This window comes from Vibrio sinaloensis DSM 21326, assembly GCF_000189275.1.
GTDB lineage: Bacteria > Pseudomonadota > Gammaproteobacteria > Enterobacterales > Vibrionaceae > Vibrio > Vibrio sinaloensis.
The window spans coordinates 12,331-28,529 of record NZ_AEVT01000048.1; the positions used below are offsets into that span (position 1 = coordinate 12,331).

Sequence of the window (16,199 nt, forward strand, 5' to 3'; positions counted from 1 at the left end):
CCTTTATCACTTTTAAAACAACGACGTGATTAACGACGCTGTTTTGTCAGCTCGATAACTCGTAGCTGAGCAATGGCTTTAGCCAGTTCACTGGCCGCTTGAGCGAAGTCCATATCACCGTGCTGGTTCTGGATATTCTCCTCAGCGCGACGTTTCGCTTCCTCTGCCTTCGCTGCGTCTAGCTCTTCACCACGGATAGCAGTATCAGCCAGTACAGTTGCTGTACCCGGCTGAACTTCTACCATACCACCAGAAACATAAATGATTTCTTCGTGGCCGTGCTGTTTAACAATACGCACCATACCAGGCTTGATAGCGGTCAGCAGCGGTGTGTGGCCATGGAAAATACCAAGCTCACCTTCGCTACCGGTCACCTGAAACGTTTCTACACGACCAGAGAAGATTTTCTTCTCAGCGCTTACTACGTCTAGGTGAAAGGTTATTGCTGCCATATCGCCTCCTAGTTAGCCTTATAGCTTCTTCGCATTCTCGATAGCATCGTCAATCGTACCGCAGTACATGAACGCTTGCTCTGGAATGTCATCGTAATCACCAGCTAGTAGACCTTTAAAGCCACGTAGAGTCTCTTTAAGAGGTACGTAAACACCTGGGTCGCCAGTAAATACTTCCGCTACGTGGTAAGGCTGAGTTAGGAAACGCTCAATCTTACGTGCACGAGATACAACTTGCTTATCTTCTTCAGATAGCTCGTCCATACCTAGAATCGCGATGATGTCTTTCAGCTCTTTATAACGCTGAAGAGTCTGCTGAACGCCACGAGCGATGTCGTAGTGCTCTTGACCAACAACTAGCGGATCAAGCATACGAGATGTTGAATCTAGTGGGTCGATCGCAGGGTATAGACCCATTGCAGCGATGTTACGGTTAAGTACAACCGTTGCATCCAAGTGCGCGAACGTTGTTGCTGGAGACGGGTCAGTCAAGTCATCCGCAGGTACGTATACCGCCTGTACAGACGTGATAGAACCAGACTTAGTTGACGTGATACGCTCCTGAAGTACACCCATCTCTTCTGCAAGAGTTGGCTGGTAACCTACCGCTGAAGGCATACGACCAAGTAGTGCTGATACCTCAGTACCTGCAAGTGTGTAACGGTAGATGTTATCAACGAACAGTAGAACGTCACGACCTTCGTCACGGAATTTCTCTGCCATTGTTAGACCAGTCAGTGCAACACGAAGACGGTTACCTGGTGGCTCGTTCATCTGACCGTAAACCATCGCTACTTTCGATTCTTCAGGGTTTTCAACGTTAACAACGCCTGCTTCCTGCATCTCAAAGTAGAAATCGTTACCTTCACGAGTACGCTCACCTACACCAGCAAATACTGATAGGCCCGAGTGTTGAAGTGCGATGTTGTTGATAAGCTCCATCATGTTAACGGTCTTACCTACACCTGCACCACCGAATAGACCGATTTTACCACCCTTAGCGAATGGACAAACTAGGTCGATTACTTTAACGCCCGTTTCTAGAAGTGCGATCTCGTTTGACTGCTCTTCGTAGCTTGGTGCTTCACGGTGGATAGAGTAAGTCTCTTCCGCACCGATATCACCACACTCATCAATCGCATCACCAAGTACGTTCATGATACGACCAAGGGTCTTAGTACCTACTGGTACTGAAATTGGAGCGCCAGTATTTACAACTTCTACTCCACGACGTAAACCATCAGAGCTACCCATTACGATACAACGAACTACGCCACCGCCTAGCTGTTGTTGAACCTCAAGAACTAGACGCTCTTTAGATTCTGTAACGTTTAGAGCGTCATATACACTAGGTACTTCGCTCTGTGGGAACTCTACGTCGACTACCGCACCGATGATCTGTACGATCTTACCTGTAGCCATCGTTAATCCTCTAAACTATTTCGTTTTACCTAAACTTAAACCGCAGCTGCGCCACCAACGATTTCAGACAGTTCTTGTGTAATCGCAGCCTGACGGGCTTTGTTGTACACAAGTTCTAAGTCTTCAATCAGGTTAGTTGCGTTATCTGTTGCAGCTTTCATCGCAATCATTCGTGCCGCTTGCTCACAAGCAAGGTTCTCAACCACACCTTGGTAAACCTGAGACTCTACGTAACGTACAAGAAGCGTATCTAGTAGAGGTTTTGGTTCAGGTTCGTAGATGTAGTCCCATGAATGCTCACGCTGCATCTCTTCGCTGTCTGATTTAGGCAAAGGTAGCAATTGATCGATCGTTGGTTCTTGAACCATAGTGTTCACAAACTTGTTGAACACAACGTATAGACGGTCCAATTCGCCTTCATCGTATTTCTTCAGCATTACGCTTACAGAACCGATTAGGTCTTCAAGACTTGGGTGGTCACCCAGGCCAGAAACCTGAGCAGCGACTTTAGCGCCACTGTTGTTGAAGAATGCCGTTGCTTTTGAACCAATAACTGCTAGTTCAACTTCTGCACCCTTCTCTTTCCAAGTCTGCATATCTGTGACAGCTTTTTTGAACACGTTAATGTTCAAGCCACCACACAGACCACGGTCTGTAGACACGATGATGTAACCAACTCGCTTCGCTTCACGCTCTTCTAGGTACGGATGACGGTACTCTAGATTTGCGTTTGCCACGTGACCGATCACTTTACGCATTGTTTCAGCGTATGGACGAGAAGCTTCCATTGCATCTTGAGAACGACGCATTTTTGAAGCTGCTACCATTTCCATCGCTTTCGTAATTTTCTGAGTGCTTTTAACACTACCGATTTTATTACGTATCTCTTTTGCGCCGGCCATCGTTACTCTCCATTAGTTGGTGGCAGAAACTGCCACCGACCTATTACCAAGTTTGGGTTGCTACGAAGTCGTCCGTCAGCTTCTTCAGCTGCGCTTCAACTTCATCGTTGTATGCACCCGTCTTGTCGATCTCAGCTGCGAAATCAGCGTATTGACCGCGAGCGTACGATAGTAGAGCCGCTTCGAAATCTAGCAGTTTGCTTAGTTCAACATCTGCTAAATAGCCGCGCTCTGCCGCGAAGATTACTAGCGCTTGGTCAAATACAGACATTGGAGCGTACTGCTTCTGCTTCATTAGTTCTGTAACTTTTTGACCGTGGTCTAGCTGTTTCTTCGTTGCGTCATCAAGGTCAGACGAGAACTGTGCGAATGCCGCTAGTTCACGGTACTGAGCTAGTGCTGTACGGATACCGCCAGATAGCTTCTTGATGATTTTCGTTTGCGCAGAACCACCTACACGAGATACTGAGATACCTGGGTCAACCGCTGGACGAACACCTGCGTTGAATAGCTCAGTTTGTAGGAAGATCTGACCGTCGGTAATCGAGATTACGTTAGTCGGTACGAATGCTGAAACGTCACCAGCTTGAGTTTCGATGATAGGAAGAGCAGTTAGGGAACCAGTCTTACCTTTCACTTCACCGTTAGTGAATTTTTCTACATACTCTTCACTTACACGAGCAGCACGCTCTAGTAGGCGAGAGTGAAGGTAGAATACATCACCAGGGAATGCCTCACGGCCAGGTGGACGTTTTAGTAGTAGAGAGATCTGACGGTAAGCTACTGCTTGCTTAGATAGGTCATCATAAACAATCAGTGCGTCTTCGCCGCGATCACGGAAGTATTCACCCATCGCACAACCTGCGTATGGCGCTAGGTATTGTAGCGCTGCAGATTCAGAAGCTGATGCAACAACAACGATAGTGTTTGCTAGCGCTCCGTGCTCTTCTAGTTTGCGAACTACGTTAGCGATAGTCGATGCTTTCTGACCGATTGCTACGTAGATAGAGAAAATACCAGAGTTTTTCTGGTTAATAATCGCATCGATCGCCATTGCTGTTTTACCAGTCTGACGGTCACCGATTACAAGCTCACGCTGACCACGACCGATTGGGATCATTGAGTCAACTGATTTGTAGCCAGTTTGTACAGGTTGATCAACCGATTTACGATCGATTACGCCTGGTGCGATTACTTCTACAGGTGAAGACAGTTTCGCTTCGATTGGACCTTTACCATCGATAGGTTCACCTAGTGTGTTCACTACGCGACCTAGCAGTTCTGGACCAACTGGCACTTCAAGAATGCGGCCAGTACCTGTAACTTTCATGCCTTCCTTAAGGTCAGCATATGGGCCCATTACTACCGCACCAACCGAGTCACGCTCAAGGTTAAGTGCTAGTGCATAACGGCCACCCGGTAATTCAATCATTTCACCTTGCATCACGTCCGCTAGGCCGTGAATGCGGATGATACCATCGCTTACCGATACGATAGTACCTTCGTTGCGAGCTTCACTAACAACTTCGAAAGATTCGATACGTTGTTTGATTAGATCGCTGATTTCCGTGGAATTAAGTTGCATGCTCCAATCCCCATTAAGACTGCAATGCATCGCTCAGGCGGTTCAAACGACCACGCGCTGAGTCATCGATGACTAAGTCTCCGGCTCGAATTATAACCCCACCAAGTAGGGTCTCATCTACACTGCAATTCAGCTTTACTTTGCGCTCAAGGCGCTGCTCAAGTTTGCTGCTGATGTTTGCCAGTTGCTCGTCAGAAAGTTCCGCTGCTGAAGTAACTTCAACATCAATCTCTTTCTCATGCTCTTGTTTAAGAGCGAAGTACTGTTCACATACATCAGGAAGGGCCGACAAGCGACCATTCTCAGCCATTACCTTCAATAGGTTCTGACCATGTGCATCAACTTGGTCGCCACAAACTGCAACAAAAACTTCTGCCAGTTTATCTGCAGAAACAGAACCCGTTAGGAGCTCTTTCATTTGTTCGTTGTTTGCAACTTCAGCAGCGAAAGACAACATTTGACCCCATTGGTCCAGTTGGCCTTTCTCTACCGCAAAGTCGAAGGCTGCTTTAGCATAGGGGCGTGCGATTGTAGTCAAATCAGACATATGCGCCCCCAGACTTAAAGTTTTGCAGTAATGTTGTCGAGAATATCTTTCTGAGCGTCTTTATCGATAGAACGCTCCAGGATTTTCTCAGCACCAGCTACAGCCAGAGTTGCAACTTGTTTGCGCAGTTCATCACGCGCACGGTTGCGTTCGGCTTCAAGTTCAGCTTCAGCTTGAGTAAGGATTTTCTGGCGTTCTGCCTGAGCTTCCTCACGAGCTTCATCTAGAATTTGAGCTTTACGCTTATTCGCTTGCTCGATGATCTCAGTTGCTGTGCGCTTCGCTTCTTTCAACTGATCAGAAGCGTTTGCTTGTGCTAGATCCAAGTCTTTAGCAGCACGTTCTGCCGCTTGCAGACCGTCAGCAATTTTCTTCTGACGTTCTTCGATCGCTTGCATGATTGGTGGCCATACATACTTCATGCAGAACCAGACAAACAGTGCAAACGAGATTGCTTGACCTAGCAGAGTTGCGTTCATATTCACAACAGCTACCCCTTCTATTCGGACTTAGTGTTAATCAATGACAAACCGAAGTTTGCCTAGAGTTAAAAGTGATTAACCTAGTTGACCAACGAATGGGTTTGCGAAAGTGAATAGAAGTGCGATTACGATACCGATCATAGGAACCGCATCAAGTAGACCCGCGATGATGAACATCTTAACTTGTAGCATAGGAGCCATTTCTGGTTGACGTGCAGCACCTTCAAGGAATTTACCACCTAGAAGTGCGAAACCAATCGCTGTACCAAGAGAAGCAAGACCGACGATAATACCTACGGCGATTGCAGAAAAGCTCAGTAAAGTTTCCATTACTATCTCCAATTTATAGTTGTTGGCTAGTTGCCCAAATAAAAAGCTTTAAAAAATAAAATTAATGATCAGAGTCTTCGTGTGCCATTGACAGATAAACAATTGTCAACATCATGAATACGAAGGCTTGAATCGTAATAACCAAGATATGGAAGATTGCCCACGGTAGTGAACCCATCCATTGCAAGTACCATGGTAGCATTGCCGCACAAAGAATGAATACAACCTCACCTGCGAACATGTTACCGAATAGACGCATACCAAGTGATAGAGGCTTCGCGAGTAGCGATACCACTTCAATCAGTAGGTTAAACGGAATCATCACTGGGTGATTGAATGGATGTAAAGCAAGTTCTTTTGCGAATCCACCTAGACCTTTCACTTTGATGCTGTAGTAAATCATCAGAGCAAAAACGCCTAGAGCCATAGCCATGGTGATATTAACATCAGCTGACGGTACAACCTTAAGGTAAGGAATACCAAGCCAATGCTCTGCTGGGTAAGGTAAGAAATCGATAGGAACCAAGTCCATCAAGTTCATTAGGAATACCCAACAAAAGATAGTCAGTGCTAAAGGCGCGATCAGTGGGTTGCGTCCATGGAACGTGTCTTTGACGTTTTCCGCGACAAATTCAACGATCATTTCAACAAAACACTGAAGCTTACCCGGTACACCCGCTGTTGTTCTCTTTGCTACTTTGTAAAAAATTCCAAGGAAAATTAAACCAGTAAACCAAGAAAAAAACAGGCTATCGATATGTACGTTCCAGAAACTTGTCTCCTCCGCTACAAGACCTAACTTATAAGTAGAAAGGTTTGTAAGGTGGTGGGCAATGTATCCGGATGACGTTAGCGCTTCACCTGGCGCAGCCATAACTCATCCTATTTTTTGTTGTTAATGAATAGCACTGGCGCACAGATATTAATACCTAGAGCCAGCAAATAGGTTAGCTTAAGGGGAACAAGTTCCACCTGCATATACATGTAGACAACGGAGAACAACGCCACCGTGATGAGGATTTTCAATGCTTCACCAGTATAGAAAGATGCCGCGATGCGCTTTGCAGCACGAGCCCCACTAAACATAAAAGCACACAGCGCAAAAACTGCATTAGCGATGACAAAAATGCCGCCACCAATCAGCGCCGAAAGTCCCCATTCAGCATTCACAGCAACTGCCATTCCTGCTGCCAAAAGTGTAACCGCGATAAGCTGGATCATTAACAATTGCTTTGCAAGCTCTCGTCCTGGTCTAGCTAACGCAGCTACCATGTATTCGTACCTCTAGTAAAATCCACAGCGTTACTACCTCAGGGCTGGGAAATTGGCGAAAATTATACGATGCGGTTGACTGAATGCAATTAAAACACCGCAAAAAGTTACAATTTTGTTTACAAACCTACAACTTTCGCACAAAAAATCGTTTTTTACATATATTGACTGAGATCAATTATCTCATTTAGCTCTCGAGCTTGGCAATTAGTTGCTCTAATTTGTGAGGCTCATCAAGACTAATCGTCACTTTCGACTTGCCGTTACTTGCTCGAACAATTGCCACTTTACCACCAAGCATTTCACTCAATTTTTGTGACATTTGTTGTGCCTCAGTGTCTTCAGGCGCGTTTTCTTGCTCAGATTGCGGCTGCAAGCATTTTTTCACTAACTGCTCGGTTTGACGAACCGTTAATTGCTTGTTGGCAACCTGCGAAGCCACTTCGACCTGTTGCTCACCTTGAAGAGCAAGTAGCGCTCTAGCATGCCCCATATCAAGCAAATTTTCAGAAACCAAACTCTTTACGTCATTTTCAAGCTGATTTAGACGTAATATGTTGCTGACTGCAGCGCGTGACTTACCAATAACGTCTGCGACTTGCTGGTGAGTTAAAGTAAATTCATTCTGCAAACGCTCTAACGCCACCGCCTCTTCGATCACGTTAAGATCTTCACGCTGAATGTTTTCGATCAACGCCATCGCGATCGCGGCACGATCTTCAACATTTTTAATCACACATGGGACTTGCTTGAGACCCGCTTTACGGGCGGCGCGCCAACGTCGCTCACCGGCAATAATCTCAAACTTATCGTTCTCTACCTGACGAACAACGATCGGTTGGATAATTCCCTGCGATTCTATCGATGCCGCCAGCTCTTCCAAAGCTTCAGGAGACATGTCTTTACGAGGTTGATAAACCCCTGGTTTTAAGCTGTTAATGCTTAAGTCCGTCAGTTCACCTTCAGATGATAACTGTTGGCTATGCAAGGCACTTTGCTGTTTTTCACGCGCGAGTGAACTTGTCGAAAGCAGGGCATCAAGCCCTTTTCCCAAACCACGTTTAGACATGAGACGGAGTTCCTTTGTTTGGTTTATGCAGGTATTTCTTCGCGGCGAAGCATTTCGCCGGCTAGGGCTAGATAAGCTTTCGCACCCGCGGAGTATTTGTCGTAGTACATGGCAGGCTTACCATGGCTCGGCGCTTCGGCTAAGCGAACATTACGAGGAATAACAGTGCGGTACACCTTGTTACCAAAGTGTTTTTTGAGCTGATCTGAGACTTCGTTAGAGAGTCGATTGCGTGGGTCGTACATGGTACGCAGTAAACCTTCGATTTTGAGGTTTTCGTTAACCACGGCAGCCAGCTTACTGATTGTATCCATTAACGCTGTTAAACCTTCTAACGCAAAGTACTCACATTGCATTGGAACCAAGACCGAATCCGCTGCGGCCATGGCGTTGATTGTAAGAAGGTTTAGAGAGGGAGGACAATCGATAAAGATGAAATCATAGTTATCGCGAACTGATGCGAGGGCGTGCTTAAGGCGCACTTCGCGAGCAAACACTTCCATCAGCTTGATTTCAGCGGCAGTCACATCACCATTGGCAGCAATCAAATCATAGTTGCCGGAAGTATTGTGGCAAACCACTTCAGCGAAAGGAACATCTTCAACCAACAGTTCATAAGCGGTGGCATCGACTTGATACTTATCGACGCCGCTAGCCATTGTGGCATTACCTTGCGGGTCCAGGTCAATCACCAAGACTTTACGCTTAGTCGCTGCCATCGACGCTGCTAAGTTGATGCACGTTGTTGTTTTACCAACGCCACCTTTTTGGTTGGCGATTGCTACGATTTTGCCCACAATGAACCTCGCTTTTATTCCTTGCGCGATAAGATTACTAGATGACGGTCACCTTCCAATTCAGGAACATTCAAAGCTTTGACGTCGGTCACAGAACACCAGTCAGGTAATTGTTCAATCTCATCCTGTGGTAATAAGCCTTTCAGGGCGAGGAACAGACCCGTGCCTTGTTTTGGTAAATGGTGACACCAGTTCACCATATCTACCATAGAAGCGAACGCACGGCTTAAAACCGCATCAAATTTCTCTTCCGGTTGGAACTCTTCGACTCGACTTTGAATCGGGGTCACATTTTCAATCTTGAGCTCGTGTAGGGCTTGTTTGATGAATCGAATACGCTTACCCAAGCTGTCGAGCAAGAAAAACTCTTTGTCTGGACACATGATGGCTAGCGGAATTCCAGGTAGCCCAGGTCCAGTGCCGACATCAATGAAACGTTCACCCTGTAAGTGAGTACTAACAATAATGCTATCGAGAATATGTTTCACTAGCATGTCCTGTGGATCTCGTACTGACGTTAGGTTGTAAGCTTTGTTCCACTTATCAAGCATTGCGACATAACCGACAAGCAGCTCGCGCTGCTTATCTGACACGTCTAAATCGGTTTGCGCAATCAGTGCATCTAGCTTGCTACGAAGTTGTGACATTAGGCTTCCTCACCTTTTTTGAGCAGGCCGTGCTTTTTAAGATGCACGAGCAAAATTGAAATCGCTGCTGGGGTTATGCCTGAAATGCGTGAGGCAATACCGATCGACTCTGGTTTCGCTTGAGACAGTTTCGCTACCACTTCATTTGATAACCCACTTACTTTGGCATAGTCCAGGTCAACCGGTAACTTGGTGTTCTCATGACGCAGTGACTTCTCTATCTCATCTTGCTGACGCTTGATGTACCCTTCGTATTTGACTTGGATTTCTACCTGCTCAGCCGCTTGTTGATCCTCCATAGCAGGAGCAAATGCCTCCAATTGAGTCAATTGATCGTACGTCATTTCAGGACGACGCAGCAGATCTTCACCGCTTGCTTCACGAGCCATCGGTGATTTAAGTAGCTGGTTTAGCGCATCAATCCCCTCGGACTTTGGATTCATCCATGTCTCTTTCAGGCGCTGACGCTCTTTGGCCATGTTTTCAACTTTTTCATTGAAGCGAGCCCAACGCTCATCATCAATCAAGCCAAGTTCACGAGCTTTTTCAGTCAAGCGTAGATCAGCATTATCTTCACGGAGTAACAAACGGTACTCAGCACGAGATGTGAACATGCGGTACGGTTCTTTGGTCCCCATGGTCGACAAATCATCGATCAGCACACCCATGTAAGCCTGGTCACGGCGTGGGCTCCAGCCTTCTTTATTTTGACTGTACAAGCTAGCATTCAGACCAGCCATTAAGCCTTGCGCCGCTGCTTCTTCGTAACCTGTTGTACCGTTAATTTGACCAGCAAAGAATAGGCCACTGATAAACTTGGTTTCATACGTTTGCTTCAAATCACGTGGATCAAAGAAATCGTATTCAATGGCGTAACCAGGTCGCACAATGTGTGCATTCTCAAACCCTTTCATCGAACGGACAATCTGAACTTGAACATCAAAAGGTAAACTGGTGGAAATACCGTTTGGATACAGCTCGTGTGTTGTTAAACCTTCAGGTTCAATAAAGATTTGGTGACTGTTCTTATCCGCAAAACGCATCACTTTGTCTTCGATAGAAGGACAGTAGCGAGGACCGATACCTTCAATCACACCAGCGTACATTGGACTGCGATCCAAATTGTTGCGAATCACATCATGAGTTTGTTCGTTAGTGTGTGTAATAAAACATGGAATTTGCTGCGGATGCTGACTGCGCTGACCCATGAAAGAGAACACTGGTGTTGGATTGTCGCCATGTTGCACTTCAAGTTCAGAGAAGTCGACAGTGCGAGCATCAATCCGCGGAGGTGTCCCAGTTTTAAGACGATCAACTCTAAACGGTAATTCTCTTAAGCGATCCGCAAGTGCGATCGATGGAGGATCCCCAGCGCGACCGCCAGAGGAGCTTTCCATACCAATATGGATCTTACCGCCTAAGAAAGTGCCGACCGTTAATACCACAGCTTCAGCACGGAATCTTAATCCCATCTGAGTGACAACACCGACCGCTTTGTCATTTTCGACAATAAGGTCATCTACAGATTGCTGAAACAAGGTCAAATTTGGTGCGTTTTCTAAAGCTTCTCGAACGTATGCTTTGTACAATGCACGATCCGCTTGAGCACGGGTTGCTCGAACTGCTGGACCTTTTGATGCGTTCAATGTACGAAATTGAATACCTGCATGATCGATGGCTTTAGCCATCAAACCACCCATTGCATCGACCTCTTTCACTAAGTGGCCTTTACCGATACCACCAATAGCAGGGTTGCATGACATCTGACCTAGTGTATCGATGTTATGAGTGAGTAACAGGGTTTTTTGTCCTGTACGTGCAGATGCGAGTGCGGCTTCCGTTCCTGCGTGACCGCCACCAACAACAATGACGTCAAAGTTTTCGTGATAGAGCATGAACTGACCTCAGGTATTCAATCAAGCTGTAGAAAGATAAAAGAGCGTTATTCTACCTTCTTTCATACTGAGTGGGAACGCTTTTGAGTGTTTTCATTTTCAAGCTTGAAAGCCCTATATATATAAGATCTATATATATGATCTTTTATTAGATCTACTATTAGGATCGACGATCTCTGTGGATAAGTGGAAAATGATCAACAAGATCATGGATCTTTACTCGATCATAATCTGTGATCATGCCTTGATCAGATCGAGGATTTCCTGAGATCAAAATAGGCACTTATACACAGGGGTAAAAAAGGATCTAAGTTGTTATTTGGATAACTATAGGTAGATCACTGGATCTTACCTGTTTTATCCACAGATGTTTTGCTCAAAAAAACAGCAAACAGTTCAAGGGGAAGTGGGAAAAGTTACACACAAGGAGAAAATAAGAGCCGAACGATCGGCTCTGGAAAGAGGATTAGAAGCGTGCGATGTTGGTTTCGAGCCAACTTTCAGCCGCATCTTCAGGAACATCGTGGCTTAATACGTCAATCATAAAGCACTCTGCTAAAGCGGTAGCGCCAATGTCTTCAAGTAGCTCATGTGCATGCTTGCCAGCAGCGCAGAAGGTATCGTAACTGGAGTCTCCAATAGCAATAACAGCAAACTTTACATCGCTCATTTTAGGTGGAGTCTCTTGCAATGCCGCGATAAAGGGCTGAATGTTGTCTGGATATTCACCTGCGCCGTGAGTCGAAGTGATCAGTAACCAAGTACCATTATTGTCTACTTCACTAATATCAGGCTGGTTATGTATTGTGGTTTCAAAGCCCTTATCGACGAGGATGTCGCTCAAGTGGTCACCAACATACTCTGCGCCACCTAAGGTGCTGCCAGTAATAATATGAATCATTGTATATCCTTTCGCTAAAAGAAGTGCGACCACTAGGGTCGCACTATCAAACGTTATTTGCCAATACAGAAAGAGGAGAAGATTCGGCCTAATAAGTCATCGGAACTGAACTCGCCGGTAATCTCACTCAAGTGCTGCTGAGCGATGCGTAGCTCTTCAGCCAGTATTTCTCCTGCCATGTAGCCTTCTAGTTGCTGCTGGCCTATGTCTAGGTGCTCAGCGGCACGTTCCAATGCTTCCAGATGACGGCGGCGTGCCATAAAGCCACCTTCGTTACCGCCTGCAAAGCCCATGCATTCTTTAAGGTGGTTACGCAATGATTCCACCCCCTGTCCTGTCTTCGCTGACAAACGAATCAAAGTAGGATCGTTAACATGGCAAATCCCCAGATCTTCATTCGTTTGATCGGCTTTATTGCGGATCACTGTCATGCCAATGTTATCGGGTAGACGATCAACAAAGTCTGGCCAGATCTCTTTGGGGTCGGTGGCGTCGGTTGTGGTGCCATCGACCATAAACAGTACACGGTCTGCCTGGGCTATTTCATCCCAAGCGCGCTCAATTCCGATTTTCTCCACTTCATCTGACGCATCACGTAGACCTGCGGTATCGATGATGTGCAATGGCATACCATCGATATGGATGTGCTCACGAAGTACATCTCGAGTGGTTCCCGCGATGTCAGTTACTATGGCCGACTCTTTCCCTGATAAGGCGTTCAATAAGCTTGATTTACCAGCGTTAGGACGACCAGCAATGACAACCTTCATCCCTTCACGCATGATTGCGCCTTGGTTCGCTTCTTGGCGTACTGCAGCTAAGTTATCGATGATGGCTTGGAGATCCGCTGAAACTTTACCGTCGGCGAGGAAGTCGATTTCTTCCTCTGGGAAATCGATCGCCGCTTCTACGTAAATACGCAGATGAATCAAGGACTCGACCAGAGTATGGATACGCTGCGAAAAGGCGCCCTGCAGCGACTGTAGCGCCGACTTCGCGGCTTCTTCTGAACTGGCATCAATCAGGTCGGCGATGGCTTCAGCTTGAGCGAGATCCAGCTTATCGTTTAGGAAGGCGCGTTCAGAGAATTCGCCGGGACGGGCAGTACGTATGCCGGGAATATCTAAGATGCGTTTGATCAGCATGTCCATAACGACTGGGCCGCCGTGGCCTTGCAACTCCAGTACATCTTCCCCAGTAAAAGAGTGTGGGTTAGGAAAGTAGAGCGCGATACCCTGATCGATTTGAGTGCCATCGGTTGCCGTAAATGGGAGGTATTCAGCGTATCGAGGGCGTAGTGTTTTTCCGGTGACTTCTAATGCGACAGTTGCCGCCAAAGGCCCGGATACTCGAATAATGCCGACCCCGCCACGACCAGGAGCGGTTGCTTGAGCAACAATGGTATCAGTTGTCATAGTTTTGCCTGTTAAATCTAATGGCCAGTGAATGGCGATAAGTCATGTGGTGAATTGTAATCAGCTCAAATAAAAAAGGCGACCTTTTGGCCGCCTTTCACAATGATTTCGCTGCAAAGGTTACTTAGTGTGTAAGCCTTTTTTCTCCAGCGCCTTGTAGATCAACGTTTGCTGGATAAGCGTAACGATGTTCGATACTAGCCAGTATAGAACCAGACCTGACGGGAAGAACAGGAAGAAGAAAGTAAACATAACCGGCATAAAGGTCATGATCTTCTGCTGCATTGGATCCGTTACGGTCGTTGGGCTCATCTTCTGGATAAGGAACATTGAAGCACCCATTAGTAGCGGCAAGATGTAGTAAGGGTCTTGCGCTGAAAGGTCATGAATCCAGCCGAAGAATGGCGAGTGACGCAGCTCTACAGACTCCATCAATGCCCAGTATAGAGCGATGAAGATTGGCATCTGTAGAATAAGAGGTAAACAGCCACCTAGTGGGTTTACTTTCTCTTTCTTATACAGTTCCATCATCTCTTGGCTCATACGTTGACGGTCGTCGCCAATACGCTCACGCATTGCTTGCAGCTTAGGCTGTAGCATGCGCATTTTCGCCATAGACGTGTATTGCGCTTTCGTTAGTGGGTACATTGCACCACGAACGATAAAGGTCAAACAGATGATGGCGATACCCCAGTTGGAAACTAGGCCTTGAATGAGTGATAGCAGAGAGTGCAGCGGTTTAGCAATAAACCATAACCAGCCGTAGTCCACAACTAGGTCTAGGTTTGGTGCAACTTCTGCCATTTGGTCTTGCAGTTTTGGACCAACCCATAGCGTTGCGCTCATTTGCGCGCTGTCACCAGAAGCGATGGTTTTGTTTGGCATACGTACGCCAATATCACCTAGGTTGCCAATGACACGAGTGTATAGGTTTGTACCTGGTTCGTTACGTGGAATCCATGCTGAAGCAAAGTAGTGCTGGATCATCGCTGCCCAACCTTGACCGTCTGGTAGGTTGATTGACAGGTTGCGATCTTGCATATCTTCGAAGCTGTATTTCTTGTAGCGAGTCTCTTCAGTTGAGTACGCGCCGCCGCGGTAAGTAGGCATGGTGATGCTACCACCAGCGTCAAGTAGGTTTTGACGTAAGTGAGCGTACATACCGAATGTCGCGTTGTTACCTGAATTGTTGACTACGTTGTACTCAACGTCGATTGCGTAGCTGCCACGCTTAAGAATAAAGGTTTTAGTGTATTCCAAACCGTTAGCAGAGAATGTCATCGGTACGCGCAGCTCGTCTTGACCGTCTGCAAGAGTAAAGCTGTCTGCGCTGACGGCATAAGCAGGACGGTTAGTGCTGCTTAAGTCGATACCTTGAGGACCAACCAGACCACTCTGAGCGATAAACTGATGACCCGGTTCGTTTTTAAGTAGAACGAATGAGTCTGCAGAATCCAGCTCAGCTGAATATTCGTTTAGATCTGCATGAACTACGTCACCGCCAACCGTATCAATCGACAGAGTCAATGCATCAGTGGTCACGGTAATCGTTTTAGCAGAAGCTTGTTGTGCTGGAGCTGGGTCGAGCTCATCAGCAAATGATGGTGCAGGTAAAGTGCTGCTTGATTGAGCCTGCTCAACCGGCTGAGGCGTAGGGTTCTTTGCAACTTGCCATTGTTGGAACAATAGGAAAGAAACCAGTGCTAGCGCGATTAACAGGATATTACGTTGAGAATCCATCGTTAATTGTCTCTGTCTTGTTTTTGGACTGGTGGAACGGGGTCGTATGTCCAACCCTTTTTATTTAAAGGGTTGCATTTTAATAGACGTTTGCTTGATAACCAACACCCTTTTACAAAACCGTGAGCTTTCAACGCTTCAATGGCATAAGTAGAGCAGGTTGGGGAAAAACGACAACGCGGTCCAAGAAGCGGACTAATAAAGCCTTGATAGAGTCGGACGAGGCCGATCGCTAACCGCGAGAGGGGCGAGACAGACGCTGCCATAATTTATCAAACAGTTTAAACATTTCATCGTTGCTTAAATCTTGCGCGCTTTTCTTGGCAATAACAACAAAATCTTTGTTAGGGAGCTGATGTTGTTTGTTACGAAAGCTTTCGCGAGCGAGACGCTTGAAGCGATTACGACCAACAGCAGTTTTAATCTGTTTTTTCGGAACGGCTAAACCTAGTCTTGGGTGAGATAAGGAATTTTTGCGAGCAATGATAGTGAAATGAGGTGAGCCAGCTCGATGAGCTTGCTGAAAGACATTTTGATAATGCTCGGGAGTTAACAAGCGTAACTCCCGATTGAACGCGTACGTATTCAAAATAATCGAAGATTACTTAGAAAGACGCTTACGGCCTTTAGCACGACGTGCATTGATTGTTGCACGACCGTTCTTAGTCGCCATACGTGCACGGAAACCGTGAGTACGCTTGCGCTTTAGAACTGAAGGTTGAAAAGTGCGTTTCATGATAATT

19 protein-coding genes are annotated in these 16,199 nt (G+C 46.4%); all 19 read right to left on the bottom strand.

The genetic code is table 11. The features are described 5' to 3' along the window. Positions 1-29 precede the first annotated feature (29 nt). The 19 genes from RH45_RS06865 to rpmH all read right to left on the bottom strand — a co-directional run bounded on the left by RH45_RS06865 (position 30) and on the right by rpmH (position 16,192). On the bottom strand, positions 30-452 hold the full coding sequence (locus RH45_RS06865; RefSeq protein ID WP_008075404.1) for a F0F1 ATP synthase subunit epsilon: 423 nt from the start codon (positions 450-452) through the stop codon (positions 30-32). Between the two features lie 18 nt (positions 453-470). Next, on the bottom strand, positions 471-1,874 hold the full coding sequence (atpD, locus tag RH45_RS06870; RefSeq protein WP_008075406.1) for a F0F1 ATP synthase subunit beta: 1,404 nt from the start codon (positions 1,872-1,874) through the stop codon (positions 471-473). A gap of 35 nt (positions 1,875-1,909) precedes the next feature. After that, positions 1,910-2,776 carry a F0F1 ATP synthase subunit gamma gene (atpG, locus tag RH45_RS06875; RefSeq protein ID WP_008075414.1) on the bottom strand — a complete coding sequence of 289 codons (867 nt, stop codon included), beginning with the start codon at positions 2,774-2,776 and terminating at the stop codon, positions 1,910-1,912. A 43-nt stretch (positions 2,777-2,819) separates the two neighbouring features. Further along, complete coding sequence (gene atpA / locus RH45_RS06880; RefSeq protein WP_008075422.1) at positions 2,820-4,361, bottom strand: F0F1 ATP synthase subunit alpha; 1,542 nt, start codon at positions 4,359-4,361, stop codon at positions 2,820-2,822. A 13-nt stretch (positions 4,362-4,374) separates the two neighbouring features. Then, the gene (gene atpH / locus RH45_RS06885) at positions 4,375-4,908 is read right to left on the bottom strand and encodes a F0F1 ATP synthase subunit delta (RefSeq protein ID WP_008075436.1); all 534 of its coding nucleotides are present in this window, start codon (positions 4,906-4,908) and stop codon (positions 4,375-4,377) included. Positions 4,909-4,922: 14 nt separating this feature from the next. Then, positions 4,923-5,393 carry a F0F1 ATP synthase subunit B gene (atpF, locus tag RH45_RS06890; protein ID WP_039958326.1) on the bottom strand — a complete coding sequence of 157 codons (471 nt, stop codon included), beginning with the start codon at positions 5,391-5,393 and terminating at the stop codon, positions 4,923-4,925. A gap of 72 nt (positions 5,394-5,465) precedes the next feature. After that, positions 5,466-5,720, bottom strand: a complete 255-nt coding sequence (gene atpE, locus RH45_RS06895) for a F0F1 ATP synthase subunit C (protein ID WP_002540812.1) — start codon at positions 5,718-5,720, stop codon at positions 5,466-5,468. A gap of 61 nt (positions 5,721-5,781) precedes the next feature. Then, entirely contained in the window at positions 5,782-6,594 is an 813-nt protein-coding gene (atpB, locus tag RH45_RS06900; protein WP_008075453.1) for a F0F1 ATP synthase subunit A, read from the bottom strand. A gap of 8 nt (positions 6,595-6,602) precedes the next feature. Then, positions 6,603-6,992 carry a F0F1 ATP synthase subunit I gene (locus tag RH45_RS06905; protein WP_008075454.1) on the bottom strand — a complete coding sequence of 130 codons (390 nt, stop codon included), beginning with the start codon at positions 6,990-6,992 and terminating at the stop codon, positions 6,603-6,605. A 187-nt stretch (positions 6,993-7,179) separates the two neighbouring features. Then, the gene (locus tag RH45_RS06910) at positions 7,180-8,061 is read right to left on the bottom strand and encodes a ParB/RepB/Spo0J family partition protein (RefSeq protein WP_008075455.1); all 882 of its coding nucleotides are present in this window, start codon (positions 8,059-8,061) and stop codon (positions 7,180-7,182) included. A gap of 23 nt (positions 8,062-8,084) precedes the next feature. Then, positions 8,085-8,858, bottom strand: coding sequence for a ParA family protein (locus tag RH45_RS06915; RefSeq protein WP_008075456.1), 774 nt, complete (start codon positions 8,856-8,858; stop codon positions 8,085-8,087). A 14-nt stretch (positions 8,859-8,872) separates the two neighbouring features. Next, positions 8,873-9,505, bottom strand: coding sequence for a 16S rRNA (guanine(527)-N(7))-methyltransferase RsmG (rsmG, locus tag RH45_RS06920; RefSeq protein WP_008075457.1), 633 nt, complete (start codon positions 9,503-9,505; stop codon positions 8,873-8,875). Further along, positions 9,505-11,400, bottom strand: a complete 1,896-nt coding sequence (gene mnmG, locus RH45_RS06925) for a tRNA uridine-5-carboxymethylaminomethyl(34) synthesis enzyme MnmG (protein ID WP_008075458.1) — start codon at positions 11,398-11,400, stop codon at positions 9,505-9,507. Before mnmG ends, rsmG begins: the two co-directional genes overlap by 1 nt. Before the next feature lie 466 nt (positions 11,401-11,866). After that, the gene (gene mioC / locus RH45_RS06930; protein WP_008075459.1) at positions 11,867-12,301 is read right to left on the bottom strand and encodes an FMN-binding protein MioC; all 435 of its coding nucleotides are present in this window, start codon (positions 12,299-12,301) and stop codon (positions 11,867-11,869) included. A gap of 53 nt (positions 12,302-12,354) precedes the next feature. Next, a complete protein-coding gene (mnmE, locus tag RH45_RS06935; protein WP_008075460.1) occupies positions 12,355-13,716 on the bottom strand; it encodes a tRNA uridine-5-carboxymethylaminomethyl(34) synthesis GTPase MnmE in 1,362 nt (453 codons plus the stop codon). A gap of 120 nt (positions 13,717-13,836) precedes the next feature. Continuing rightward, complete coding sequence (yidC, locus tag RH45_RS06940) at positions 13,837-15,456, bottom strand: membrane protein insertase YidC (RefSeq protein WP_008075461.1); 1,620 nt, start codon at positions 15,454-15,456, stop codon at positions 13,837-13,839. A gap of 2 nt (positions 15,457-15,458) precedes the next feature. Beyond that, positions 15,459-15,722 (bottom strand): membrane protein insertion efficiency factor YidD, encoded by a 264-nt coding sequence (gene yidD, locus RH45_RS22860; RefSeq protein ID WP_008075463.1) that lies wholly within the window; start codon positions 15,720-15,722, stop codon positions 15,459-15,461. Next, on the bottom strand, positions 15,689-16,012 hold the full coding sequence (gene rnpA, locus RH45_RS06945; protein ID WP_050796250.1) for a ribonuclease P protein component: 324 nt from the start codon (positions 16,010-16,012) through the stop codon (positions 15,689-15,691). Before rnpA ends, yidD begins: the two co-directional genes overlap by 34 nt. Before the next feature lie 45 nt (positions 16,013-16,057). Continuing rightward, on the bottom strand, positions 16,058-16,192 hold the full coding sequence (rpmH, locus tag RH45_RS06950; protein WP_004411068.1) for a 50S ribosomal protein L34: 135 nt from the start codon (positions 16,190-16,192) through the stop codon (positions 16,058-16,060). Positions 16,193-16,199: the final 7 nt, after the last annotated feature.